General features: G+C 35.9%; 18 protein-coding genes. 11 read left to right on the top strand and 7 right to left on the bottom strand.

Features of this window, described 5'->3' with window-relative positions:
- Positions 1–88: 88 nt before the first annotated feature.
- The 4 genes from HND50_13480 to HND50_13465 form a co-directional block, all read right to left on the bottom strand.
- Positions 89–931 (bottom strand): formylglycine-generating enzyme family protein, encoded by an 843-nt coding sequence (locus tag HND50_13480; GenBank protein ID NOG46246.1) that lies wholly within the window; start codon positions 929–931, stop codon positions 89–91.
- A gap of 256 nt (positions 932–1,187) precedes the next feature.
- Positions 1,188–2,228 carry an Mrp/NBP35 family ATP-binding protein gene (locus HND50_13475; protein NOG46245.1) on the bottom strand — a complete coding sequence of 347 codons (1,041 nt, stop codon included), beginning with the start codon at positions 2,226–2,228 and terminating at the stop codon, positions 1,188–1,190.
- A gap of 169 nt (positions 2,229–2,397) precedes the next feature.
- A complete protein-coding gene (locus HND50_13470; GenBank protein NOG46244.1) occupies positions 2,398–3,051 on the bottom strand; it encodes a hypothetical protein in 654 nt (217 codons plus the stop codon).
- Between the two features lie 131 nt (positions 3,052–3,182).
- Positions 3,183–3,620, bottom strand: a complete 438-nt coding sequence (locus tag HND50_13465; GenBank protein ID NOG46243.1) for a hypothetical protein — start codon at positions 3,618–3,620, stop codon at positions 3,183–3,185.
- 162 nt (positions 3,621–3,782) lie between these two features.
- On the opposite strand from HND50_13465, the gene HND50_13460 reads away from it, so the two are divergent.
- Positions 3,783–5,225, top strand: coding sequence for a response regulator (locus HND50_13460; protein NOG46242.1), 1,443 nt, complete (start codon positions 3,783–3,785; stop codon positions 5,223–5,225).
- Between the two features lie 7 nt (positions 5,226–5,232).
- Here HND50_13460 and HND50_13455 read toward each other — a convergent pair whose 3' ends face one another.
- Complete coding sequence (locus HND50_13455) at positions 5,233–7,062, bottom strand: GHKL domain-containing protein (protein NOG46241.1); 1,830 nt, start codon at positions 7,060–7,062, stop codon at positions 5,233–5,235.
- 205 nt (positions 7,063–7,267) lie between these two features.
- On the bottom strand, positions 7,268–8,980 hold the full coding sequence (locus HND50_13450; protein ID NOG46240.1) for a SpoIIE family protein phosphatase: 1,713 nt from the start codon (positions 8,978–8,980) through the stop codon (positions 7,268–7,270).
- Between the two features lie 196 nt (positions 8,981–9,176).
- Between HND50_13450 and HND50_13445 the strand changes: the two genes are divergently transcribed.
- From HND50_13445 to HND50_13400, 10 genes are all read left to right on the top strand, one after another.
- Positions 9,177–10,526 (top strand): sigma-54-dependent Fis family transcriptional regulator, encoded by a 1,350-nt coding sequence (locus tag HND50_13445; protein NOG46239.1) that lies wholly within the window; start codon positions 9,177–9,179, stop codon positions 10,524–10,526.
- On the top strand, positions 10,510–11,226 hold the full coding sequence (locus HND50_13440) for a CoA pyrophosphatase (protein NOG46238.1): 717 nt from the start codon (positions 10,510–10,512) through the stop codon (positions 11,224–11,226). Before HND50_13445 ends, HND50_13440 begins: the two co-directional genes overlap by 17 nt.
- Positions 11,213–12,280 carry a bifunctional diaminohydroxyphosphoribosylaminopyrimidine deaminase/5-amino-6-(5-phosphoribosylamino)uracil reductase RibD gene (gene ribD, locus HND50_13435; GenBank protein ID NOG46237.1) on the top strand — a complete coding sequence of 356 codons (1,068 nt, stop codon included), beginning with the start codon at positions 11,213–11,215 and terminating at the stop codon, positions 12,278–12,280. The genes HND50_13440 and ribD overlap by 14 nt, the downstream gene beginning before the upstream one ends.
- A 41-nt stretch (positions 12,281–12,321) precedes the next feature.
- Complete coding sequence (locus HND50_13430; GenBank protein ID NOG46236.1) at positions 12,322–12,966, top strand: riboflavin synthase; 645 nt, start codon at positions 12,322–12,324, stop codon at positions 12,964–12,966.
- Between the two features lies 1 nt (position 12,967).
- Complete coding sequence (locus HND50_13425) at positions 12,968–14,191, top strand: bifunctional 3,4-dihydroxy-2-butanone-4-phosphate synthase/GTP cyclohydrolase II (GenBank protein NOG46235.1); 1,224 nt, start codon at positions 12,968–12,970, stop codon at positions 14,189–14,191.
- Between the two features lie 11 nt (positions 14,192–14,202).
- Positions 14,203–14,691 (top strand): 6,7-dimethyl-8-ribityllumazine synthase, encoded by a 489-nt coding sequence (locus HND50_13420; GenBank protein NOG46234.1) that lies wholly within the window; start codon positions 14,203–14,205, stop codon positions 14,689–14,691.
- A gap of 689 nt (positions 14,692–15,380) precedes the next feature.
- The gene (locus HND50_13415) at positions 15,381–17,756 is read left to right on the top strand and encodes a HAMP domain-containing protein (GenBank protein ID NOG46233.1); all 2,376 of its coding nucleotides are present in this window, start codon (positions 15,381–15,383) and stop codon (positions 17,754–17,756) included.
- 473 nt (positions 17,757–18,229) lie between these two features.
- The gene (locus HND50_13410; protein NOG46232.1) at positions 18,230–19,429 is read left to right on the top strand and encodes a hypothetical protein; all 1,200 of its coding nucleotides are present in this window, start codon (positions 18,230–18,232) and stop codon (positions 19,427–19,429) included.
- Positions 19,430–19,454: 25 nt separating this feature from the next.
- Complete coding sequence (locus HND50_13405) at positions 19,455–19,871, top strand: hypothetical protein (GenBank protein ID NOG46231.1); 417 nt, start codon at positions 19,455–19,457, stop codon at positions 19,869–19,871.
- Positions 19,872–19,912: 41 nt separating this feature from the next.
- On the top strand, positions 19,913–22,111 hold the full coding sequence (locus HND50_13400; protein NOG46230.1) for a HAMP domain-containing protein: 2,199 nt from the start codon (positions 19,913–19,915) through the stop codon (positions 22,109–22,111).
- Between the two features lie 42 nt (positions 22,112–22,153).
- Here HND50_13400 and HND50_13395 read toward each other — a convergent pair whose 3' ends face one another.
- Positions 22,154–22,633 (bottom strand): nuclear transport factor 2 family protein, encoded by a 480-nt coding sequence (locus tag HND50_13395; protein ID NOG46229.1) that lies wholly within the window; start codon positions 22,631–22,633, stop codon positions 22,154–22,156.
- Positions 22,634–22,650 lie beyond the last annotated feature (17 nt).

The following is a 22,650-nucleotide window of genomic DNA, read 5'->3' as shown; positions in this document are numbered from 1 at the left end:
ATTGTTCCACTTCGGCAAGCTCAGTGGACGGATATTTAGCCTCTCAAATTTTGAGGGGCTTTTTAGTTGGTATTTGTTTGAGGAGGAATTATTTCTGAGTAATAGGCATTTCAGCATCTTTGGCGCAACGGAAGCCAAGAAAATCGAAACGCACGCTTACATTATAAAATGTACGGTATGAGGCACTCATATATTTGCCGCTGCGGTTCCAGGAAGCACCACGGATAACTTTATAATTGCCTTTTGCTGGGCCAACCGGATTTTTCTGTTCAACTTTAGGGTTCTTATCGGAGTACCAGTCAGCACACCATTCTAGTACATTGCCATTTAAATCATGGATTCCAAATTTGTTGGGGGCAAACAATCCAACAGGGGAAGTAAAGACATAACCATCATCATAACCACTTACAACCGGAAAATGATATTTATAGCGGCGCATGGATTCATCAGCAATATTTTCATAATTCTTGCCATACTGCTGGCTGTTTTGGTAAACAAATTGGTAATTGGCGCTTCCACCACGGGCAACATATTCCCACTCGGCTTCGGTCGGTAAACGCTTGCCAACCCACTTTGCATAGGCCATGGCATCTTTCCAGGCAACATTTACAACAGGGTGGTCATCCAAATTCCAATCTGGTTGTTTTGGGACTTTACGCTTTGTAGCTTTTGCAAATTTTCGGTATTGGGCAACGGTAACTTCTGTTTTGTCCATGTATAAACCTTCAATGTAAACTCTGCGTACCGGTTTTTCATTTTTTCTTTTCTTTGATCCCATATTAAACCATCCGCCGGGAATATAAGCCATACCTTCGATTTGTGGATGTGTCATCCTTAAATCATTTTGAGGATCATCTTTTTTGCTATCACTTTTGATAAATAAAGAGGTTACATTGCATGAGTTAAGCAGAAAAACTAAAACTATTAACAAGGAAAATTTCATGAAATAGGGACCGATAGTTAAATGAACACTAAAAATTCTATCGGTTGAGGAGTTGACATTTTTTAATAAAAACAGCAGGAGGGTAAGAAAGTTATCAAAGAAATCGAGTGTAGAGTTTGTTAATATTTATAATGAGATGTCATCCTGATCGAAACTTAGTGAAGAGAAGGATCCCATGGTTAATAAGATTCTTCTCTTAGCTTCGCTTCGCTCAGAATGACAGCTATTTTAGGCGGTTTGAAAATTATTTACTGTTCAATTTTTCAGATACTTTTTTTGCCACTTCCATAAAAGCTATGGCCTGTGGTTTATTTGCTTCATCAGAAACAACCGGTGTGCCTTTGTCTCCACCAATACGGATTTCAGAATCAAGTGGAATTTCGCCAAGTAAATCAGCGCCAATACGCTTGCACTCTCGCTCAACACCACCATGGTCAAATATTTCATGACGACCGCCGCAATGGGCGCAAACAAAATAACTCATGTTTTCAATTACACCAAGAATAGGCACATTTACTTTACGGAACATTTGCACGCCTTTTACCGCATCAGCCAATGCAACATCCTGAGGGGTTGATACAATTATTGCACCGTCCAAAGCAACACTTTGAGAAAGAGTTAGTTGGGCATCACCCGTACCAGGAGGCATATCAAAAAGCATAATATCCAAATCACCCCAATCAACATCTGTCATTAATTGTTGCAAAGCCCTGGTTACCAAAGCACCGCGCCAGATAACCGGATCATTGCTATCAACAAGAAAACCAAGTGACATAAGCTTAACGCCATACTTTTCAATCGGGATAAGTTTTTGACCATCAAATTTAGGTTGTTCATCAACGCCAAGCATAAGAGGAATACTAGGTCCATAAATATCTGCATCGAGCAAACCAACTTTTAAACCTTGTTTGGCAAGGGCTACGGCCAGGTTTACAGCTACTGTGGATTTTCCTACACCACCTTTGCCGCTTGCAACAGCCACTTTATGTTTTACATCTTTTAGCAGCGACATTTGAGGTGCGCCACCCGGTGCAGGGGCAGCTTGCTGAAGGGAAACTTTTGCTTCAACTTCTACTGAGGCATTTTTCTTTTTTAAATGGCTCTCTACATCCTGCTTTACCTTATCGGCAATTTTGGGATCCTGGCTTTTTAAATTTATTATTACTGAGATTTTGCTGTCTTCAACAACTACATCATTAACTACACCAAAAGAAACGATGTCTCTGCTGAAACCGGGGTAATTTACTTCTTTTAATTGATCAATTATTTCTTGCTTGCCTGGCATTTTTTTCTCCTTACGGGATCTTTTTAATTTAATAATTTGTTTTGGTTAACATTTTTATTGATTGGATTATTCTTGTTTTGGAAAGTGACAAATAAATTTTTTCCCTTAAAACAAAAAATGCCCGGCGAAAAACTTCACCAGGCATTGAATATTTAAAAAGATAAATTATTTAGATTACAACTTCTAAATCTAAAACTGTGTCTTTTTCAAGATCAAGATCTATTGTTTTTGGTACATCCAGTTCAATATCATTGATCAGGTTCAACTCAACCTGAAAAGTCTTGTTTTCAATATCTTTGGCTACAAGTTTACCGGAACCGTTCATCACGCCACCTTTGTCCCTGTCGTAAAAACTAAGCAGAATTGCTTCGTCCAAATCAAGCGCATCCAGAATTTCAAGAAGTTCAACCGGATTTTTAGGCTCAAGGATACTTTCATCAATATCCTGCTCCACGCTTCTAATGTCGCCATCATTAAAATAAAAATCGATAGTGCCGCCACCGCCTTTTACAAAAACAAGTTTTTCATCCATTTCTTGTTTTATGCTGCGCTCAAGGTTAACAATCTTTCCAGTAAAATAGTCATCACGGATGTCAACAATTTTTACAGAAACAGGTTTGTCTTCCGGTGTCCCGTCGTATTCAACGCGAATAATATTTACTTTTTTATTGTTTCCGATTTCTTTAACTACTGCGCGTAGTTCATCGGGTGTTAAAGCACCGGGCCTTACATTAACTTTTTTCTTTTTAAGAAACCCAAGAAAGTTTCTTTTTAATCGGCTTTCACCATTTAAAGCAGAAGCATCAAATTGGTTGTGATGCATTAGAGCCTCCATCATGTAGTTAGATCATTGGAAAATATACATAAGGATATTTAAAATCAAGGTGTTAAGTAATGTAGTTTAAATGAAAAACCGCTTTACTCAACTACTTCGAATGATAATGGTTGGATATTTTATTTTTCTAAGGCTTTTTTTACTGCATGAAGCTCTTCTAGTTGAGTTTCAATTTGTTGTTCCAGCAACTCAATTTCGGCATGCATTTTTTTATGATCTTGTGGTTTGGGTGCTTTTTCCCTTTTTGAAATATCAGAAATAGCATGTTGAACAAGTTCAATCTGATTGTCCGTATTTTTAATTTCATCAAGCAGCATTTGCAATGTATCGTGGGTTTTTAAAGCTTTTGTATTGTTTTCAAGCAAATAAGGAAAAACTGTTTCTCCAAGCAAAGCCATTTTTTTTTCACGGGCAGATTTTAACTGGTGCAGCTCAAACTTTAATTTAGCGATTTTTCCATAGTCACCGGCAATGTCTTTTAAATTAATAGCATTGTTACGAACTGTTGAATAGCTGCCTTCGGCACTTTTTTTCAGCTTGTCTAAAAAGTCACTCATTATTTTACCTTTAATTTCTGATCAGTGTTTATAACGCAGAATTAATCGTCTTAATTACAAATATTTAAAAATAAATTTAAAATTCTTTTATAAAAATTACTAATAAAAATAGTATTCTAATCCGAAAGCAGTACATCCGGCAAAGGTATAAACGAGGAGAAAATGCATTCCAAAAAGACTGTACTTATTGTAGAAGATGAAGAACCTATCCTGATGGCTTTACAGCGTATTTTGGAACTAACAGGAGATTATGAAGCAGTTGTAGCGCAAGATGGTGCTATTGCCATGGATAAGCTGCAAAGTTTTGTACCGGATTTGATTATTTCTGATATCAGTATGCCAAACTTAAATGGTATCGATTTATGTAAAAGAGTCCGCGAAAATCCTGTAACCAAATCTGTACCGTTTATATTTTTGACAGCAAAAAAAGAGAAGATGCTAGAAGGGCTTAATGTTGGTGGCGACGATTTTTTAATGAAGCCTTTTAATGTGGATGAAGTTTTGATTAAAATTGAAACTATGTTCAGGCGGGTTGCCCAATCGCGCGAGCAGGCCAGCCAGCATAAAGGACGTATTGAAGATGTTCCCGTTGAAGAAATTATAGAACTTTGCCTGCGGGAGAAAATTAGTGGAGAACTGATTCTTCAAAGAGAAGGACAGGTTGGTACTGTAAATCTGGATCATGGTGATATTGTTTCGGTTTCTTATAACTCTTTAAAAGATGAGGCTGCCCTTGATGCCATGCGAAAATGGACCCAGGGAACTTTTGTTGTCCGGCCTTTGGATATTAAAATTAAAGTTGATCCACAACTAAATATTGAAAAAACAGACCTAAAGTTTGCCGGAAAGTTAATGGAAAATGTTTGGTGGGTAGGTCATATAGATGAAAAAGAAGCAGTTCATCAAAATGTCTATCTGCGTGTTTTTAAAAATGATTCCAAAAAAATATGTGCTCTATTTGATCCGGGATCTCCATTATATTTTAATGCGATTTCAGAAAAAATCGACCAGGCTCTTGGGGGTGCTTCCAAAATAAATATTTATATTCCATTGGATTCGAGCCCGGAAGCCAGTTTAAACAGCAGGATGTTACGGCAGGCAAATGAGCGTGTGATTTGTATGACCAGTACAAAAAACTGGGATTACATAAAGCATTATGAAATCCACCCAAGGAGTGTGAAAAAAGTAGATATTGAAAAAACACCTTCTATTACCCTTGCTTCAGGCCATAACTTACAATTTATTGAAACACCTTTTTGTGGCTCAGCCAGTTCTTTTATGACCTATGATATTGAAAGCAGGGTTCTTTTCAGCGGAAGTTTGTTTAGCTCTGATTCTAAACCAACTACAGAAAAGACCAACGATCTTTATGCAAAAGAAAAAGATTGGGAAGGAATGCGCTCTTATCATCAAAAAAATATTTCATCAAATTCTGCACTTTTAAAAGTTTTGGAAAATGTAAAATGGCTGGAACCAAAGCCGCTGGTTATTGCCCCAAGGTTTGGCAAGTTGATTAACGGCGAGGATGTTGAATTGTTTATAGATCGGCTAAAAGTTTTAAATGTTGGAATAGACAAGATTTTTTACGAAGCGCTTGACAAATGAGAAGGTTTTAATTTTTTATGGTAAAGTAAAAAGTAGAGCCTTTATCTTTTTCTGAATCCACCCAGATTTTACCTCCATGACGCTCAACAATTTTTTTGCAAACTCCAAGCCCAATCCCTGTCCCGGAAAAATCATTTCTGCCATGCAGACGTTGGAAAATAACAAATATTTTTTCATAATGAGATTGGTCAATTCCAATGCCATTATCCTGAACTGAAACAAGCCATTGGTTTGGCTCCTCCTTAGCATTTATACTAATTTTTGGCCCGCCATTTCGTCCGGGTTCATAATATTTAATTGCATTACTAACCAGATTTCCCATTAATTGGATCATTTGTGTCTTGTCGGCTTTTATTTCCGGTAAATTATTAAAGTTGATTTGTGTATTTGACTCTTTAATAACCATGCCAAGGTCATCTAAAACAGCCTTTATTACATCATTTAGATCAACAGAATCAAAATTAATTTTCGAGCTGCTAACCTTTGAATATTTTAGCAGTTCACTAATAAGCGTTCTCATGCGTGCAACAGAGCTGGTAATAAATTCTAAGTATTTTTGGCCTTCTTCATCAAGGCTTTCAATACTTCGTTTTTCTAATAGCTTTGAAAAGCTGCTTATTTTTCTTAAAGGCTCCTGAAGGTCATGCGAGGCAATATAGGCAAACTCTTCCAATTCTTTATTAGACCGTTCCAGCTCATTTGTCTTTTTCTGTAATTTCTTTTCTGTTTTTTTATGTTTAACTATTTCTTTTGCCAGGTCTTTGTTTATCTCTGAAAGCTGTTTTGTTCTTTCAGAAACTTTGTTCTCAAGCTGTTGATTTGCTGTTTCCAGTTCCCAGTCTTTTTTGGATTTTTGGATAGAAATGTTGGTGATTATCAGGGTTCCTAAAATGAGTAAAAAGACTAACAAAAAAAATACAGGCAAAAATGAATATAGCAAAGATATTTTTTCTGACCGGATATAATTCATTGGAACATGGGATAGAATTTTCCAGTATTTGTCACCGGGGTTCATAATTTGGACAAGCTGTTTTTCATTTTTCAGAAAAAAGGGATTTATGGTGTAAAATGTAAAAAGGCCATTATCTGTTTCAAATTGATCTTCCTGTTTCTCAGAAATCTCCTTCCATTCATTTGGGAATTTATTTGCGAATGTTCTGTTTTTTTTATCTTCAAACATAAACCCCCATTCGTCATCAGGGTTTTTGCTTTTTAGCCAGTAAGATTTTCCGTTAAGCAGCATGATCTCACCGGGGTTAATCTGGCTTGTTTCAGTAAGTACAGTTAAAAAGCGGTTTGCAAGATAATTAACTACAACCATTCCAATCCGCTGGTTTTCATCTCCAAAAACCGGCATTCCTAAGCGGACCATTGGTTTATATGGCCGTTCAACTTTGCCGTTCTCTATTTTCAGATCTAATTGAGATACAAATATTTGGTTTTTTTGTAAACCGGATACTGCTTTAAAATAATATCTGGATTTTTTATTTTGTAAACTATTATCATCGACAACTTCAGACCGGCCATTTTTAAAATCTATTCGAATTATTTCTCTTCCACTGTTTTGAATAAAGCGAATTTGATCATAAAAAGTGCTGGTTTGTGAGAAATTTAAAAACCTGTTAGTTATTTCTTTTCTAATTTGTGAATTTATCTGCCCATCTTTTATTAAAAGACCCAAATGTTGTTCTTGCGAAAGAAAATGAATATGCGATATGAGCGATGAGGTTTCCATCTTAATTTGTTTTTTTTGAAGAGAAACAGCCAAAAATTCCTGATCGTAGATTTCATCTATTAATGATTTTACCAATGAATAATAAATACTGGCGAGAATCATAAATACGATGATAAACAAAGGGGTAAAGATTGCAAGAAAACGTTTAAAAAAGAGTGAGAGGCTACTTTTTTTATTCGTTAATGTATTGTTGTTTAAAGGCATAATATAAACAGTTTAAGACATACAAAATTTATTGTCGCCCGTTTAGTACAATTCTTTATAAATCAATGGCTTATAGGATTCCTGTTTTTGAGAAGGTTTAAAGTTAGTCAGTTTTGCGTATTACAAGAAGTGTTAAGTCGTCCTGTTGGTGGGCATCCGGGCTAAAAGTTTCTACGGCACGGATTATTTGTTTTTGGATAAAATCGCATGGCCTTTTTAAGTTTTCAAATAAAACTTTTCCAAGACGTTCTTCACCAAATATTTCTTTATTTTTGTCCCTAGCTTCAACAATACCATCTGTATAAAGAAGTACCATATCGTTCTTTTTTAAATCTACACTTTTTATTTTGTAGTCAAATGGGATTAAACCAACACATACTCCGGTAGAAGATAGTTTGCTTATTTTAAAAGGTTCCCGCAATAAATACTGAGGATTATGTCCGGCACTTATATAATCTAACTTTGAAGTTTTTGAGTTAAACTTTGAAATAAATAAGGTAATAAAGCGGTCTGCCGTAGAAAGCTTAATAATCAACTCATTAAGTTTTTTCATGATTACCTGCAAGTCTGTAGTAAACTCCAAATAGGCACGCAAAGTAGCATGCAATGTTGAGACAAGCAGTGCACCCGGGACACTTTTTCCGGATACATCGGCAATACAAAAAATGGTTTCATGTTCGTTTACATTTTGAACAGCATAAAAATCACCGCCTACTCCCTGGCTTGGAATATAGCATCCACTCATTTCCAATCCCGGAATTTCCGGCAGTATTTCCGGGACAATTAAATGTTGAATTTCGGAAGCAATTGCAATTTGGCTTTTTAGTTTTTCATTTTCTATAGCTTCATGCAGCAGCCGTGTGTTTTCTATGGCCAATGCAGCCTGTGTGGAAAATATTTTGAATGTACTCAGGTCATGTTCAGCAAATGGTTTTCCATCAAAACGGTTTAAGGCCTGAACAACACCCAAAACGGAATTATGGTAAATTAGAGGAACGCATAATATACTTTCAGTCTTAAATCCGCTTCGTCTGTCAAAAGCCGGATCGAAACGGTCGTCATTATATGCGTTTGGGATTAGCAGCGGCTTCCCGGAAAGGGCAACGGTACCGGCAATTCCTTGCCCAAGTTTTAGCTTGTACGGTTTAACGTCCTTGCCTTTTGGCCCCAAAGCTACTCTAAATTCCAACTCCTTTTTATCCTTTGTTAACAGCATTAGCGAAACAGCTTCAACCATCATTACATTCATGCATTTTTGCATAATCATTTCCAGCAGGTTCTGGATATTTCCGCCGGATTCAATGGCTTGTGTTACTTCAAGAAGTGTTGATATTTCTGCTAAAAGTTGTTCAGTTTTTTTTGAAGAATCTTCTATATCATTAAGCAGAGCATGGTTATGCCAAAGCGAGGCCAGATAGCGAATAATAAGCTGGGCAATTTGGTTTTCTAAATGATTGCTTTGGCGGCCATGAGAACCAAGCGCCAAAAAACCAAAACACTCATCGTTTAAGCGAATTGGAAACAGCCGGTCAATTTCGTAGTGCTCAAAAAACTGATCAATAGAGCTCTCTCCGTTTAGTGTTTCTACAGTTAAAACTTTATGATAAAAATTTAACCAATCGATATCTCTTGCATTATAAAAAGAGAGATTTTCTTCGCGGCCGATAGCAACAAGAGGTTTAATGGTGTTTTGTTTTACCGGTGGAAAAATATATAAAAACTTGTAGTTAAAAAGCCGTTTGTAAAAGGTCAGAACTTCTTCCTGTTCTGCCCCAATCCCCCGGGTTTTTTGTTCTGCAGAAAGGTTAATGGCCATTGTATATTTTTCAATTCGTTAAAAAGTAAGGCAAACATAACTATTTTTTACTTTAAAATAAATAGTTGATAACCTGGCCCAGTTGTGTCCGCAAACAATTACTTAAGTGCCGATTTATTTTAATTTTAGCCCGTCTTTTTTTAGATTCACCAAAACAGTCCGAAATAATAAAAATGTTTAATTTGTTTAGAGAAATATGACCCCACGATTACTTGTTATTGATGATGACCAAAACCACCGCGAAGGATTAGTCCTTCTTCTTCAGGCTCACAAATTTACTGTTGATCAGGCTGATGGTGCCAAGCCTGCAATGGAGCTAATCTATAAAAACCATTATGATTTGGTAATTACAGATTTTAAGATGCAGGATATTGACGGCATGGAACTGTTGAAAATGATCAATGATTACGATCCATTACAGAAAGTTATCATGATTACCGGCTTTAGCTCAATAGAGCATGCGGTAGAGGCAATTCATCTTGGTGCGATTGATTATATTCCTAAGCCTGTCGATCCGGTTAAATTAAAACAAATTATTGATCGTTTATTACAAACACCTGCAATTGAAAAAGAAATAGCTGTCCCGGAAAGGTTTGTACATTTTGGCGAAATAATTGGTAAATCACGCCCTATAAAAAATGTTGTTAAGAAAATAAATGAAATCGCCAATATCGATGTTCCAGTTTTGGTTTACGGAGAAAGCGGTACTGGGAAAGAGTTGGTGGCCCGGGCGATTCACAAGGCTTCATCCCGAAAAAATGAACCTTTTATCGCAGTTAACACCGGTGCAATCCCAAAAGACCTGATCAGCTCAGAACTGTTTGGACATGTTAAAGGTGCATTTACCGGTGCTATCGATAATAAAAAAGGGAAGTTTGAAGAGGCAGACGGTGGCACTTTATTTTTGGATGAGATCAGTTCTATGAGCGAGCAGGTTCAAATCTCATTATTAAGAGTTTTGGAAAACCATAAAATTGATCGGGTTGGTGGCGCACGAGAGATCGATATCAATGTTCGGATTGTTGCGGCAACAAACGAAAATATGGAAGATATGATCGCCGCAGGAAAATTCCGTGAAGATTTATATTACCGCCTGAATGTATATAACATTGAGCTGCCACCCTTAAGGGAACGCAACGAAGATATACCATTAATCAACAATTATTTTCTTGAAAAATTTAACAGGGAATATGGAAAAACAGTTAATTCCATTGATGAAGAAGCAACAGATATCCTGAAAAAATATTCCTGGCCTGGAAACGTGCGCGAGCTACGAAATATTCTGTTACGTTCGATGATATCCGCCAAAGATGTTATTCATAAAAAGGATTTGCCTGAATCAGTTCGAAAAGGTGTTTTACCTGGGCAGGAAATTCGTTTTCCGGCTGGAACACCTCTTCCGGAAATAGAACGTAAGTCAATTATCAAAACATTATTGATGGCAAAAGGAAACAAGCTAAAAGCAGCCGAAATGCTTGGGATTTCCCGGCGTTCGCTTTATAATAAATTAGAAGATTATGAAATAAAAGATGAAGAATTCAGCTAACACAAAAAATATCCGGAAAGATTGGGCTGAATTGTGTTCATCTTCTGATAAGCTTTATGACCATATCAAAAAAGTACTTTCCAACCGCAAGCAAAAATCATTTATTTATAAAGAAGGACCTTCTAACCCGGCTGCAGTATTAATCCCGCTTTTCTTCAAAGACAATCAGGCCCATATTTTATTCACAAAACGCACTACAAAGGTAGCTACGCACAAAGGCCAAATATCATTTCCCGGTGGCCGAAAAGATGATACGGATAAAGACTTACTTTTTACGGCTCTTCGTGAAACAGATGAGGAAGTTGGGATTAAAAACAATGATATTGATGTGCTTGGCCAAACAGATGTTTTTCTTACCAATACGGATTTTCTTGTTTCACCTTTTGTAGGATACTATCCATATCCCTACAACTATAGCATAAGCATAGATGAAATTGATCGTCTTATTGAAGTACCGCTTTTACATCTTTTAAATGATGATATCTTCAGGGTCCAAAAGATTTCCCGCCATGGATATGACTGGAATATCCACTATTATAATTATAACGGGGATGTTATTTGGGGTGTTACAGGTTTTTTGCTTAGTAATTTTCTTTCAATCGTTTTTGGTGTAGAAAGAGACAATTTAAAAGAGATTGTTAGTCGAAAAGAACCAAATAATCTTTTAAAAAATGCCTCTGATGAAAATGGACAAGTATAACCAATATATTCAACGCTGTTTTGAATTGGCAAAAAATGGCCGTAGTAAAGTCAGCCCAAATCCTTTAGTAGGGGCGGTGATTGTTAAAGATGGAAGAATTATTTCAGAAGGCTTTCACGCTCATTTTGGTGGTCTCCATGCTGAGGCGATGGCCATTAAAACAGCTAAAGAATCATTAGTCGGCGCAACTCTCTTTTGCAACCTGGAACCCTGTTGCCATACAAATAAGAAAACCCCGCCCTGTTTGCCTCTGGTTATAAATTCCGGTATAAAACGAGTAGTTTTATCCAATTCTGATCCGAATCCAAATGTTTCAGGTAAGTCGATAAAACAAATGCGTGATGCAGGAATTGAGGTTGTTGAAAATATTTTGAAAAATGAAGGGCAGGAATTAAACCGATTTTTCTTTAAACATATTCTTGAGAGTAAACCATGGGTAACTTTAAAAATTGCACAAACGCTTAATGGCATGATTAGCAAAAATAAAGGCGCACAAACCTGGATTACCGGAGCAGAATCAGGGAAATTTGTTCATAAATTACGTGCAGAATTTGATGCTGTTTTAATTGGAGCAGGGACCGTAAGATCGGACAATCCTCAGTTAAATGTTCGACATGTTGATGGAAAAGATCCTGTAAAAATTGTTATTGATGGAAAGCTGTCGTCTGATCCTGAAGCAAAAACATTTGAAGCGGGGACAACATGGATTTTTCATAATCCGTCCAGTGAAGGTTCCAAATCAAATTGGTTGCAGAAAGCAAACGTAAGATTGTTTGAATGTGAAGAAGATAACCATAGGAGAATCAGCATAAAAGATGTTTTGAGACAATTGGGAAATGAAGGCATTAATAGTTTGCTGGTCGAAGGTGGTCAAAATATCTTTTCTCAATTTGTATCTCAACAATTATTTGATGAAATAATCATTTTGCAGGCACCTGTTTTTTTCAAATCCGGAACGTCTTCAATCCAACTAAAAAATGATTTTGAGCTAAGCATTTACGAAAGTGGAATACTTGGTGAAGACAATTATCTAATCCTCCGAAAAAAAGTTTAAAAAATTTATATTTCAGCGATAAAAAATTAGTAAATTATAAAATGTTTACAGGACTTATAGAAGAATTAGGAAATATTAAAAAGATTAATCCGATCAAAGGTGGATTAAACCTTTTGATTGGGGCTAAAGATATTTTAGATGATCTTAGTGTTGATGATTCGGTTGCGGTTAATGGCGTATGTCTTACAGCTACAAAAATAACAGACAGTGGTTTTTGGGTAGACGCCGTTGGAGAGACTTTGCAAAAGACAACAATTGGAAAATTTAAAACAAACCAGAAAGTAAATCTTGAACGTGCTGTAAGCCTTAATACAAGGCTTGGCGGACACATGGTGCAAGGCCATGTAAATGGTAAGGCTGTTATTTCCCGCATTACAAAATTGGGTAAAAATTATGCGCTGGATGTTATAATAGATAAACAGCTGGAACGGTATACAATTTTAGAAGGATCTATTTCGTTGGATGGTATTAGTTTGACTATAGCACGGTTGTCCGGCACATCTATTGGCATAAACATTATCCCGCATACCTGGGCAAATACTAATCTTGCGCAGTTGAAAGTTGGGGACCATATGAATGTGGAAGTTGATGTGATAGCAAAATATGTTGAACGATTGTTATCCTTTAGCGGTCGAGTTTCAGAAAAAGAGTTGACGATTCAAAAAATTAAAGATTTAGGATTTTAGAATGAGTTTAAAACAAAAGTCACATTTTGCTTCAATTGAAGCGGCTTTGAATGATATTAAAAATGGTAAAATGGTCGTTGTTGTTGATGATGCAGACCGGGAAAACGAAGGTGACCTGATCATGGCATCAGAAAAGGTTTTGCCCGAACATGTAAATTTTATTACAAAAGAAGCACGAGGAATGTTATGTGCGGCAATCACGCCCGATCGTGCAAACGAGTTGGAACTGGATTATATGGTAGGTGAAAATACAGCTTTACACCAAACACCGTTTACGGTTACTGTTGATTATAAACATGGGACGACAACAGGGATATCTGCCCATGACAGGGCAAGCACAATACAGGCATTAGTTGATGATAAAATTGAAGCAAATGATTTTGCCAGACCGGGACATATTTTCCCCCTGATTGCTAAAAAAGGAGGCGTTTTACGGCGTGCCGGACATACTGAAGCAGCAGTCGATTTAGCCCGATTGGCCGGTTTAAAGCCTTCGGGTATATTGTGTGAAATTATGCATGATGACGGATCGATGGCCCGTGTAGGTAACCTTGAATTATTTTGCCAAAAACACAATTTAAACATGATTACTATTTCGGATTTAATTGAATACCGCCGTGTACGGGAAAAATTAGTACAGCGCAAAGTAATCGTAGATATGCCAACAAAGTTTGGCAAATTTAAACTACACACTTATGAAAGCCTGCTAAACCCAACAGAACATCATGTTGCTCTTGTAAAAGGTGATATTTCCGGCGATGATCCAATTCTTGTCCGGGTGCATTCGGAATGCCTGACAGGAGATGTTTTTGGATCCCAGCGCTGCGATTGTGGCGATCAGCTGAGTGCGGCAATGCAACAAATTGAGCAGGAAGGAAAAGGTGTTGTACTTTATATGCGGCAGGAAGGCAGAGGAATAGGGCTGGTTAATAAATTATTAGCGTATTCACTTCAGGAAGAAGGGCGAGACACAGTTGAGGCAAATGAGATATTAGGTTTTAAAGCAGATTTGAGGGATTATGGAATTGGAGCGCAAATTTTAATTGATTTAGGCCTTTCAAAAATCAAGCTATTAACCAATAACCCTAAAAAAATTATAGGCCTAAAAGGTTATAATTTAGAAATTGTAGAAAGAGTGCCTATAGAAATCTGTCCAAATGAAAATAATCATCAATATCTAAAGACAAAACGCGATAAACTTGGACATCTCTTAAAAAAGAATTAAAAATTTTAAAAATGATTAAAGTTGATGGAGGCATTGTGGCCAATATAATTGAAGGAAAGTTATCTGCAAAAGGCAAAAAGTTTGGAATAGTTGTAGGCCGGTTTAACTCGTTAATAAGCTCAAAACTATTAGAAGGTGCGATTGATTGTATTGTTCGGCACGAGGGTGATCAAAAAAATATTTCAATTGCCTGGTGTCCGGGTGCTTTTGAAATTTCCCAGGTTGCTAAAAAAATGGTTTCATCCGGATCTTATGATGCAATAATTTGTTTAGGCGCTGTTATCCGCGGAGCCACACCACATTTTGATTATGTTGCCGGAATGGTTGCAAGGGGAATTGGCCAATTAAACCTGGAATATGAAACGCCTGTTAGTTTTGGAATTTTAACAACCGAAACAATTGAACAAGCTTTAGAAAGGGCCGGGACTAAATCTGGTAATAAAGGCTGGGATACTGCTTTAACTGCAATTGAAATGGCAGATCTATTGCAAAAACTATAGTAAAGTAAGTTATTGTTTTATGTTGAGTATAACTGTTTGTTTTATTCACTCTTGCTCAATCTTATGACTATTATATTGCAACGACTCTTCAAGTTTAAGGAAAAAAAGCGGATTCTATCTCAATCATTATGATCTTGAGCATTTAAGCAATGCATCTAAAATCTATACTAATAGTCTTCTCTTGTTCGATGTTTATAACGTCGTGTTATATCCAGTTGGATTTTATTGGGGAAATAAAAGACCAGGATTTAAGAACCTCAAATCAAATTAGATGATGATGAATTTGGCAGCTTCTAACGGATTCTAAAATTTAAATAAATGGCACTATTTAATTTATAAAATAAGTAATGCTATCTATATATTTCCCCAAATATTGTTATGAACTTTTCATATCGATATGGAACGTAAATCACCTATCCTACAAAGCTTCATTGAGAAAAAAAATCGACTTTTGAACATGGTCAATAATTGCTCACCCTTACCTGTTTATGGCCTTTAAATTTACTTTCAAACATATATTTTCGATTAATTAAGTATTATAAAAATAAAAACTTAACCTTAAAGTCTATTCATAAAGTCATGGTTTACAAACTGTGGTTGACTTGAATAATAGTGTATAATTTCATTATAGATTGCGATGTAATGAGATACTTTCTATAACAAATAATTTAAATAAAGTGAGAACTGATATGAAAGTTAAACAATTTAAAGACTGGCGAATCATTAATAAGCTAATTGCATTAATTGTAGTAGCCGTTCTTCCATTTACAATTATCACATTGTTTTATTTTCTGCCAGAGGTGGAGTCAAAATTATATGCAGAAAAAGATGAAAAAATAAAAAGCGTTACAAATACCGTTTACGATGTTATTAAAAAATTTGATCAGGAAGTATCGCAAGGAAATCTTTCATTAGAAGATGCACAAAAAACAATTATATCTCTTGTTGAGCAAATTGGATATGGTGAAGGAACCTATTTTTGGATAAATGACCTTGATCATGTAGTGATTATACATCCTACAGTCCCAACACTAAATGGAAAAAACGTTGGCTCTGATCCAAAAATTGGCACATTGTTTCGGGAAATAGTTGAAACCTGTAAAAAAAATGAAGAGGGCTTTTTGTATTATGATTGGCCAAAACCGGGGAAAGATGAACCCCAGCCAAAGACATCATTTGTTAAATTATATAAACCCTGGGGGTGGATTGTAGGCACTGGCGTTTATATTGATGATGTAGAGAAAGAGGTTTCTGCGATTACGACTAATATTATAGGGGCATTTTTTATTGCATTAATATTTATTATCGCAGTTGGTTTTTTTATATCAAAGAATCTTTCCAATCCTATTAAAAAATTAAGCTCAGCTGCAGAAGTGGCTGCTACCGGTGAAATAGATGTTTATTTAGATATTGATTCAGACGATGAAATTGGAAGTCTTGCAACCTCTTTCAAATTGCTAATTGAATCGATTGCATCAAAGGCACAAACTGCAAACCAAATAGCTGTTGGTAATTTGGATGTTGATATAATCGCTATTTCTGATTCAGATGTACTTGCTAAGGCAATGATTACAATGAAGGATAGCTTAGTTGATATGCAACACGATTTAAATGCGACTATCGAAGATCAAAAAATGGGTGAACTTGATTCACGATGCCATCCTGAGAAATTTAAAGGTGCTTATGCAGAATTATTAGGTGGTGTAAATGAAACTCTCGATGTTGTAATCAATCCCCTTTTAGAAGGCGTTGAAATTTTGCAGCAGTATGCAAAAGGGGATTTGCAAAAAGGAATTCGTGATCTTCCCGGCAAACAAATCATGTTTACAAATGGATTAAACAACATCCGACAAAACTTGCAGGCTTTGATAAATGAAAGCGGCAGATTAACGGAAGCAGCTGAAAAAGGTGAACTTGAAACACGAGGGGATGAAGATAAATTTGAAGGTGGTTATAAGGAGATAATTGTAGGTATCAATAACACCATTAATAATATTATGAATCCAATAAAGGAAGCACAGAGCTGTCTTAAACGTATGGCACTTGGTGATTTAACTGTTAACATGAAAGGTGATTATAAAGGCGATCATGCCAAAATGAAAGACCATATGAATAATACTCTTTCTAAGTTAAATGAACTGCTTCAACAAGTCACAATTGCTGCAGACCAGGTTTCAAGTGGTTCAATTCAGGTTTCAGATAATAGCCAATCTATTTCTCAAGGAGCGACAGAAGCAGCAAGTTCCCTGGAAGAAACTTCTGCTTCAATAACTGAAATAAGCCAGCAATCACGTAAGAATGCTGAAAACTCTGCAAATGCAAATAAGGTTGCAGTAAGCTCTTTAAAAAGCGCAGAAGTTGGTAATGAACGGATGGATAAAATGGTTTCGGCAATGAGTGTTATTAATGACTCATCAAATGAAATATCCAAAATCATTAAAGTTATTGATGAAATTGCTTTTCAAACTAATCTCCTGGCTTTAAATGCCGCTGTAGAAGCAGCCCGTGCAGGTGTCCACGGTAAAGGCTTTGCAGTTGTTGCAGAAGAGGTTCGGAACCTGGCTCAAAGGAGTGCAAAAGCAGCCCAGGAAACTACAGACCTAATAGAAGGTTCAGTAGACAAAGTTAAAAATGGAACCCAGATTGCAAATCAAACAGCTGAAGCATTAACAGAGATAATTAGTGGAATAACAGAAGCAAGTTCACTTGTACAGGAAATTGCTACCGCCTCAAATGAACAAGTAGCTGCAATTGATCAAACCTCAACTGCATTAGGGCAAATTGACCAGGTTACACAATCACAATCAGCCGCCGCAGAAGAAGGAGCAGCAACATCTGAAGAGCTGTCTGCACAGGCAATTCAGCTAAAACAAATAATAAGTAAATTCAAACTGAACCAAGAGAATAATAAAAATATCGGATCTTTATTGGATAATGCAGGTATTGCGCAAAGTGATAAGACTACCGAAGATATCAATGAACCGGCAAAATCTATAAATCGTAAAAAAAATATAAAAGAAGTGCCACATATAGATCTTGATGATGATAACTTTGGTGAGTTTTAAAACTGCCCAATTACAAAGTTTATCTGTGTTTTTGAAAGCCTTGATTTTTATTTTCTTAAAAACAGGGCTTTCTTTTCTCCTAAAAAGCCGTTTGTATTCCTCTGTACTTCTAGCATTCTATTTTAGAAAGTCCGCTTTGTTCAATTAGATTGATAGATTTCTTAAATCTCCTTTTTTCAATAAGTTAGACACGCACAATTGCTGAACAATAATTGGTCATTATTCTGCTTGAACCCCCATAAATCTAATTATCGGTTTTATAATCCGACTATAAGATCATTAGTAAAAACATCGATGAATTTTCAAACTATTCAGTATGGTTTTCTATTGTTTTTGATGCCTTATATAGAAATCACATACCTGAAATTATATAAATAGGAAGTATGCATTTTGTTAAAACAGAGTGTATTAAGCTTGTATACAGATTTTATTTTTAATAATTCAAACTAACAGAAAGTTAAGGGAGAGGTATAATGAAGCGATTTCAATCTATATTATTTGCTTTTTTAGTTTTTGCATTGTGTTCACCAAGTTTTGCCCAGGAAGATTTAGAAGTCTTTGGGTTTTTCCAGGGTGTATTATCTCAACAGACAGGAGAATTTAATCTTACAACTGATCTTTCTCCTCTTGGGCAATCAGCCGAAACGGTTTTGGATGAAGCGGATTCTGATTTCATTAATTCGAATGTTCAACAATTGAATTTATTTTTTAGAAAAGAATTGACTGATAATTTTACAGCCTTAGTAAACCTGGAGTTTTTAAGTTCTTATTCATCTCGTCGTGAATGGGGGGCGTTAAATCTTGAGGAAGCCTGGTTAAGATATCAGCATAGTGAATTGTTTAACATTAAAGCAGGTTTGTTAATCCCAAGGTTTAATAATTTAAATGAGATCAAAAATAGAATGCCTCTTTTACCTTATACTGTAAGACCATTGGTGTATGAAGCGTCTTTAGCAACTGTAATACCAATTCATGAGTATATTCCGGAACGAGCCTTTTTGCAGTTTTATGGTGAAATGCCATCTGGAGATTTGAGCTTTGATTATGCAGCTTACATCGGCCAAAGTGAAACAGCTTATATCGCATCTGGCACAACAATAGGTGCCTCATCCCCAGGAACAGACACAACAAAATTTAAACTAATAGGTGGTCGTGCGGGAATCACTTATGATAATCTAAAAGTTGGGGTATCGGGCACATTTGATAAAGCAAACAGGCAGGCAGAAATTGGAGAAGATGTACCCAGGGTCAGGATTGGTGGAGATATATCTTTTTCGTACAGTGACTTTTTTGTAGAGGCCGAGTATATTTCTGTCACCTTAGATCCAGATAAATATCTTGGTGAAACTGAAAAACTATTTTATTTCGGTACGGCTGGGTATAATATTACTGATGAATTTACAGCGTATGGTACCTATAGTCATCTGGAAGATAAAGAATCAGATTTTCTTGCTACAGGAATGAAAGGAATTTTGTTTGGACTAAACTATAAGCCGGATTATTCTGTAGTCATTAAAGTTCAATATTCTAATTATTCTGCTGATGGCACTTTAAAAAATGTAGTAAATATTCCTCTTCCACCACCTGCACCTGCCGGATCAATATATACGACTGATGCAAAATCTAAATTGGATTATACATCATTGAGTCTCGCAGTCAGCGTATTATTCTAAAAATTAAAATGAAAAGAGGTATAAAATGAAAAAATATATTTTGTCTTTTGTTATAATCCTGATGTTTAGCATGGCAGCCAATGCTCAGGTTTCTATAATTGTAAACAAATCGGTTTCCGAATCATCACTGGATGCTGGAAAACTAAAAAGTATTTATACACTAAAAACAACCAAATGGGCGGATGGATCAAAAATTGTTGTATTTAATCTTAAAACCAAAGGTGAATCACAAAATAAGTTTTATGGCCATATTGGTTCTAAAGCCAACGATTTGAAAAAAACGTGGATGAAAGCTCAACTTACCGGCGAGGGAAAGGCTCCAAAATCCCTTGGGTCAGAAGATGAGGTTGTACAAAAAGTTGCTTCAACACCCGGAGCTATAGGGTTTGTAAGCACTTCAAAAGTATCGGATGATGTAAAAACCATAGCAACTATTAAGTAGAATTTTATAATCATCATATAAGCATCAAATGGGGAACTGTAATGAAGGTTTTTGAACTGTTTAAAAGATCATTAAATATGAGACTATCTGGAATTTTTCTTGCTGTCTTTTTATGCGTAGTCATATTTATTGCGATTTATTTTCCAGGCAAACAAAAAGATATAAGTTTGAAATCTGTAAAATCAGAAATTGGTTTAATAGCTGAAATGCTCTCACTCTCTGTAGGAGCAGGTTTTGCAGATGATAACTTTGTTCTGGTAACAGAGGCCTTTGATTGGGCAAAGGAAAATGAAAATGTAAACTATATTGCTATTTTGGATGAAAGTAATTCGGTATTTGTAGACTACAACCCTAATTCACTGGCAATTGATACTGAACAATTTGCCCAAAAAAAAGGTCTGAAAACTGAAGATAATAATGTGGTTATTGTTTCATCCATTTCATACAACGACCATGATTATGGCACCATTATATTAAATTATTCTTTAGAGAATGTTAATGTTCAAATTGCGTCCAATCGATTTGCTGGCATAGTTTGGACATTAGTAATAGCATTATTCGCAACGATGATTATTTTTTATGTTTTAAGGAAAGTTGTTTCTCAAATATTAATACTTAAGGATACTGCGCACCAGGTTGGCGAAGGCAACTTAGAACAAGAAGTTCAAATTAATAGTGAAGATGAGTTAGGTGAATTGGCGTGTTCAATTAATAACATGATAAAATCATTGAAAGAACACCAAGAAGAGAACATTGCTAATGTAGGAATGATAAATAACGTTGTTATTGAAATTAATAAACTTGCAGAAGAGTATAAAAAAGGAAATACCGCTGCCAGAAGCGATATCTCAGTCGCCTCAGGTGAATATACAAAAATGTTGGAAATGCTAAACGAGGCAATGGACTCAATTACAGTCCCTATAGATGATGCAATTGGAATATTAAAAGAATATTCGGTTGGTAATCTTGAGCGAAAAATGCATGATCTGCCCGGTGAACAAATGATTATTACCGAGGCACTAAACAGTATTAGGTATAATTTAAATGCATTAATAGAAGAAGGTCTATACTTAACAAAAGCAGCGGAACAAGGAAATTTAAATGTGCGTGGCAATGCAAACAAATTTCCGGGAAGTTATAAAAAAATTATTAGTGGTATAAATAGTACAATAGATAATATTATTAATCCGGTTAAGGAAGCACAAAGTTGTTTGGATAAAATGTCTTCAGGTGATTTAACCGTAAGTATGGTTGGAGATTATAAGGGCGACCATGCTAAGCTAAAAGATGCTTTAAATAATTCATTAATATCAATGAATGATTTACTTAGCCAGGTATCTCTCGCAGCGGATCAGGTTTCGAGCGGCGCAATACAGGTATCCGATTCCAGCCAGTCTATCTCTCAGGGCACCACCAAAGCAGCAAGCTCTCTTGAAGAAACATCAGCTTCGATTACCGAGATTAGTCAGCAATCCCGTAAAAATGAAGAGAATTCCTCCAAAGCAAATACACTTACTATTAGTTCCCGTAAAAGTGCAGAAAAAGGTAATGAGCGAATGAGGGAAATGGTTTCTGCAATGGGTAATATAAATGATTCATCTAATGAGATTTCAAAAATTATCAAGGTCATTGATGAAATTGCTTTCCAGACAAATTTATTAGCATTAAATGCAGCTGTTGAAGCTGCCCGTGCAGGAGTCCATGGGAAAGGTTTTGCAGTGGTTGCAGAAGAAGTACGTAACTTGGCGCAACGTAGCGCTAAAGCAGCTAGTGAAACTACTGAATTGATAGAAGACTCTACCGAAAAAGTAAAAATTGGTACAACTATTGTTGATAAAACTTCGGAAGCTCTTAATGAAATAATTGGAGAGATAACAAAAGTGAGTTCGTTAGTTGGAGATATTGCAACTGCCTCATCCGAACAAGTTTCAGCAATTGATCAGACCTCAATAGCATTGAGCCAGATCGACCAGGTAACCCAATCACAATCAGCAGCGGCGGAAGAAGGTGCTGCCACAGCTGAAGAGTTATCATCACAATCAGTTCAGCTAAAACAAATATTAAATAAGTTTCGTTTAAAACAAAATGAGCGAAAGATAGGAGATTTATTACAAAAAGCCGGAATATCTCAAGAAGCAAATGAGGTGCCTAAACGCAAAAAAAAGCAAAAGCCAAAACAAAATAAGCTTACAGAAGAGCCAACAATTGATCTTGATGACGATGAGTTTGGCAGTTTTTAGTTTAAATCTTCTCTTTGTATAATCAGGATTTTATTTTGTGAACTAAATATATTCAGGGTGTTTTTTAGTAAATTGTGCCAATTGTTTTTTGGCTGTTTGGCGAACTTTTTCCTGCATAAAACCGGTCCAGCCAAGTAAAAATGCCGGAAGTCCCAAGGCCATTTTTGACCATTTCCATAAATTAAAAGAATCAATATGTTGAATAATCAACCCATCTTTAAAATAAAATTGTGCATCAATTACATTATGGACAATTCTTCTATTTTTTCCAAAACTATAAACAGCTTTCCATGTAACTTTTGCTGAGGTATCAAAGATTCCGATATTTCCAAAAGTTACTTGTAAATCCTTTCCATTTTCACATAACATATGCCACATGGCTTTTACTTCTTTACTGTCCAGGCCTTGAAATACAGGATCAGAAAATTGTGCATCCTGATGGTAGCATTTTTGCATTGTTTTGTAGTCACCTTTTGTAAAGGCCGTATAAAAAGTATTTATAAGTTGTTCATGTATATTCATAAATCCTCTTGTTGTCG

It is taken from the genome of Calditrichota bacterium (assembly GCA_013112635.1).
In the GTDB taxonomy this organism is placed as follows: Bacteria; Calditrichota; Calditrichia; order Calditrichales; family J004; genus JABFGF01.
The sequence above is the reverse complement of the archived record's forward strand: the minus strand, read 5'-3'. Positions and strand labels throughout refer to the sequence as shown.

Coding starts and splice junctions, on each gene's coding strand:
- HND50_13475 (NOG46245.1), bottom strand. CDS start 2,228: ATGCCAGGCAAGCAAGAAATAATTGATCAATTAAAAGAAGTAAATTAC.
- HND50_13470 (NOG46244.1), bottom strand. CDS start 3,051: ATGCATCACAACCAATTTGATGCTTCTGCTTTAAATGGTGAAAGCCGA.
- HND50_13465 (NOG46243.1), bottom strand. CDS start 3,620: ATGAGTGACTTTTTAGACAAGCTGAAAAAAAGTGCCGAAGGCAGCTAT.
- HND50_13460 (NOG46242.1), top strand. CDS start 3,783: ATGCATTCCAAAAAGACTGTACTTATTGTAGAAGATGAAGAACCTATC.
- HND50_13455 (NOG46241.1), bottom strand. CDS start 7,062: ATGATTCTCGCCAGTATTTATTATTCATTGGTAAAATCATTAATAGAT.
- HND50_13450 (NOG46240.1), bottom strand. CDS start 8,980: ATGGCCATTAACCTTTCTGCAGAACAAAAAACCCGGGGGATTGGGGCA.
- HND50_13445 (NOG46239.1), top strand. CDS start 9,177: ATGACCCCACGATTACTTGTTATTGATGATGACCAAAACCACCGCGAA.
- HND50_13440 (NOG46238.1), top strand. CDS start 10,510: ATGAAGAATTCAGCTAACACAAAAAATATCCGGAAAGATTGGGCTGAA.
- ribD (NOG46237.1), top strand. CDS start 11,213: ATGGACAAGTATAACCAATATATTCAACGCTGTTTTGAATTGGCAAAA.
- HND50_13430 (NOG46236.1), top strand. CDS start 12,322: ATGTTTACAGGACTTATAGAAGAATTAGGAAATATTAAAAAGATTAAT.
- HND50_13425 (NOG46235.1), top strand. CDS start 12,968: ATGAGTTTAAAACAAAAGTCACATTTTGCTTCAATTGAAGCGGCTTTG.
- HND50_13420 (NOG46234.1), top strand. CDS start 14,203: ATGATTAAAGTTGATGGAGGCATTGTGGCCAATATAATTGAAGGAAAG.
- HND50_13415 (NOG46233.1), top strand. CDS start 15,381: ATGAAAGTTAAACAATTTAAAGACTGGCGAATCATTAATAAGCTAATT.
- HND50_13410 (NOG46232.1), top strand. CDS start 18,230: ATGAAGCGATTTCAATCTATATTATTTGCTTTTTTAGTTTTTGCATTG.
- HND50_13405 (NOG46231.1), top strand. CDS start 19,455: ATGAAAAAATATATTTTGTCTTTTGTTATAATCCTGATGTTTAGCATG.
- HND50_13400 (NOG46230.1), top strand. CDS start 19,913: ATGAAGGTTTTTGAACTGTTTAAAAGATCATTAAATATGAGACTATCT.
- HND50_13395 (NOG46229.1), bottom strand. CDS start 22,633: ATGAATATACATGAACAACTTATAAATACTTTTTATACGGCCTTTACA.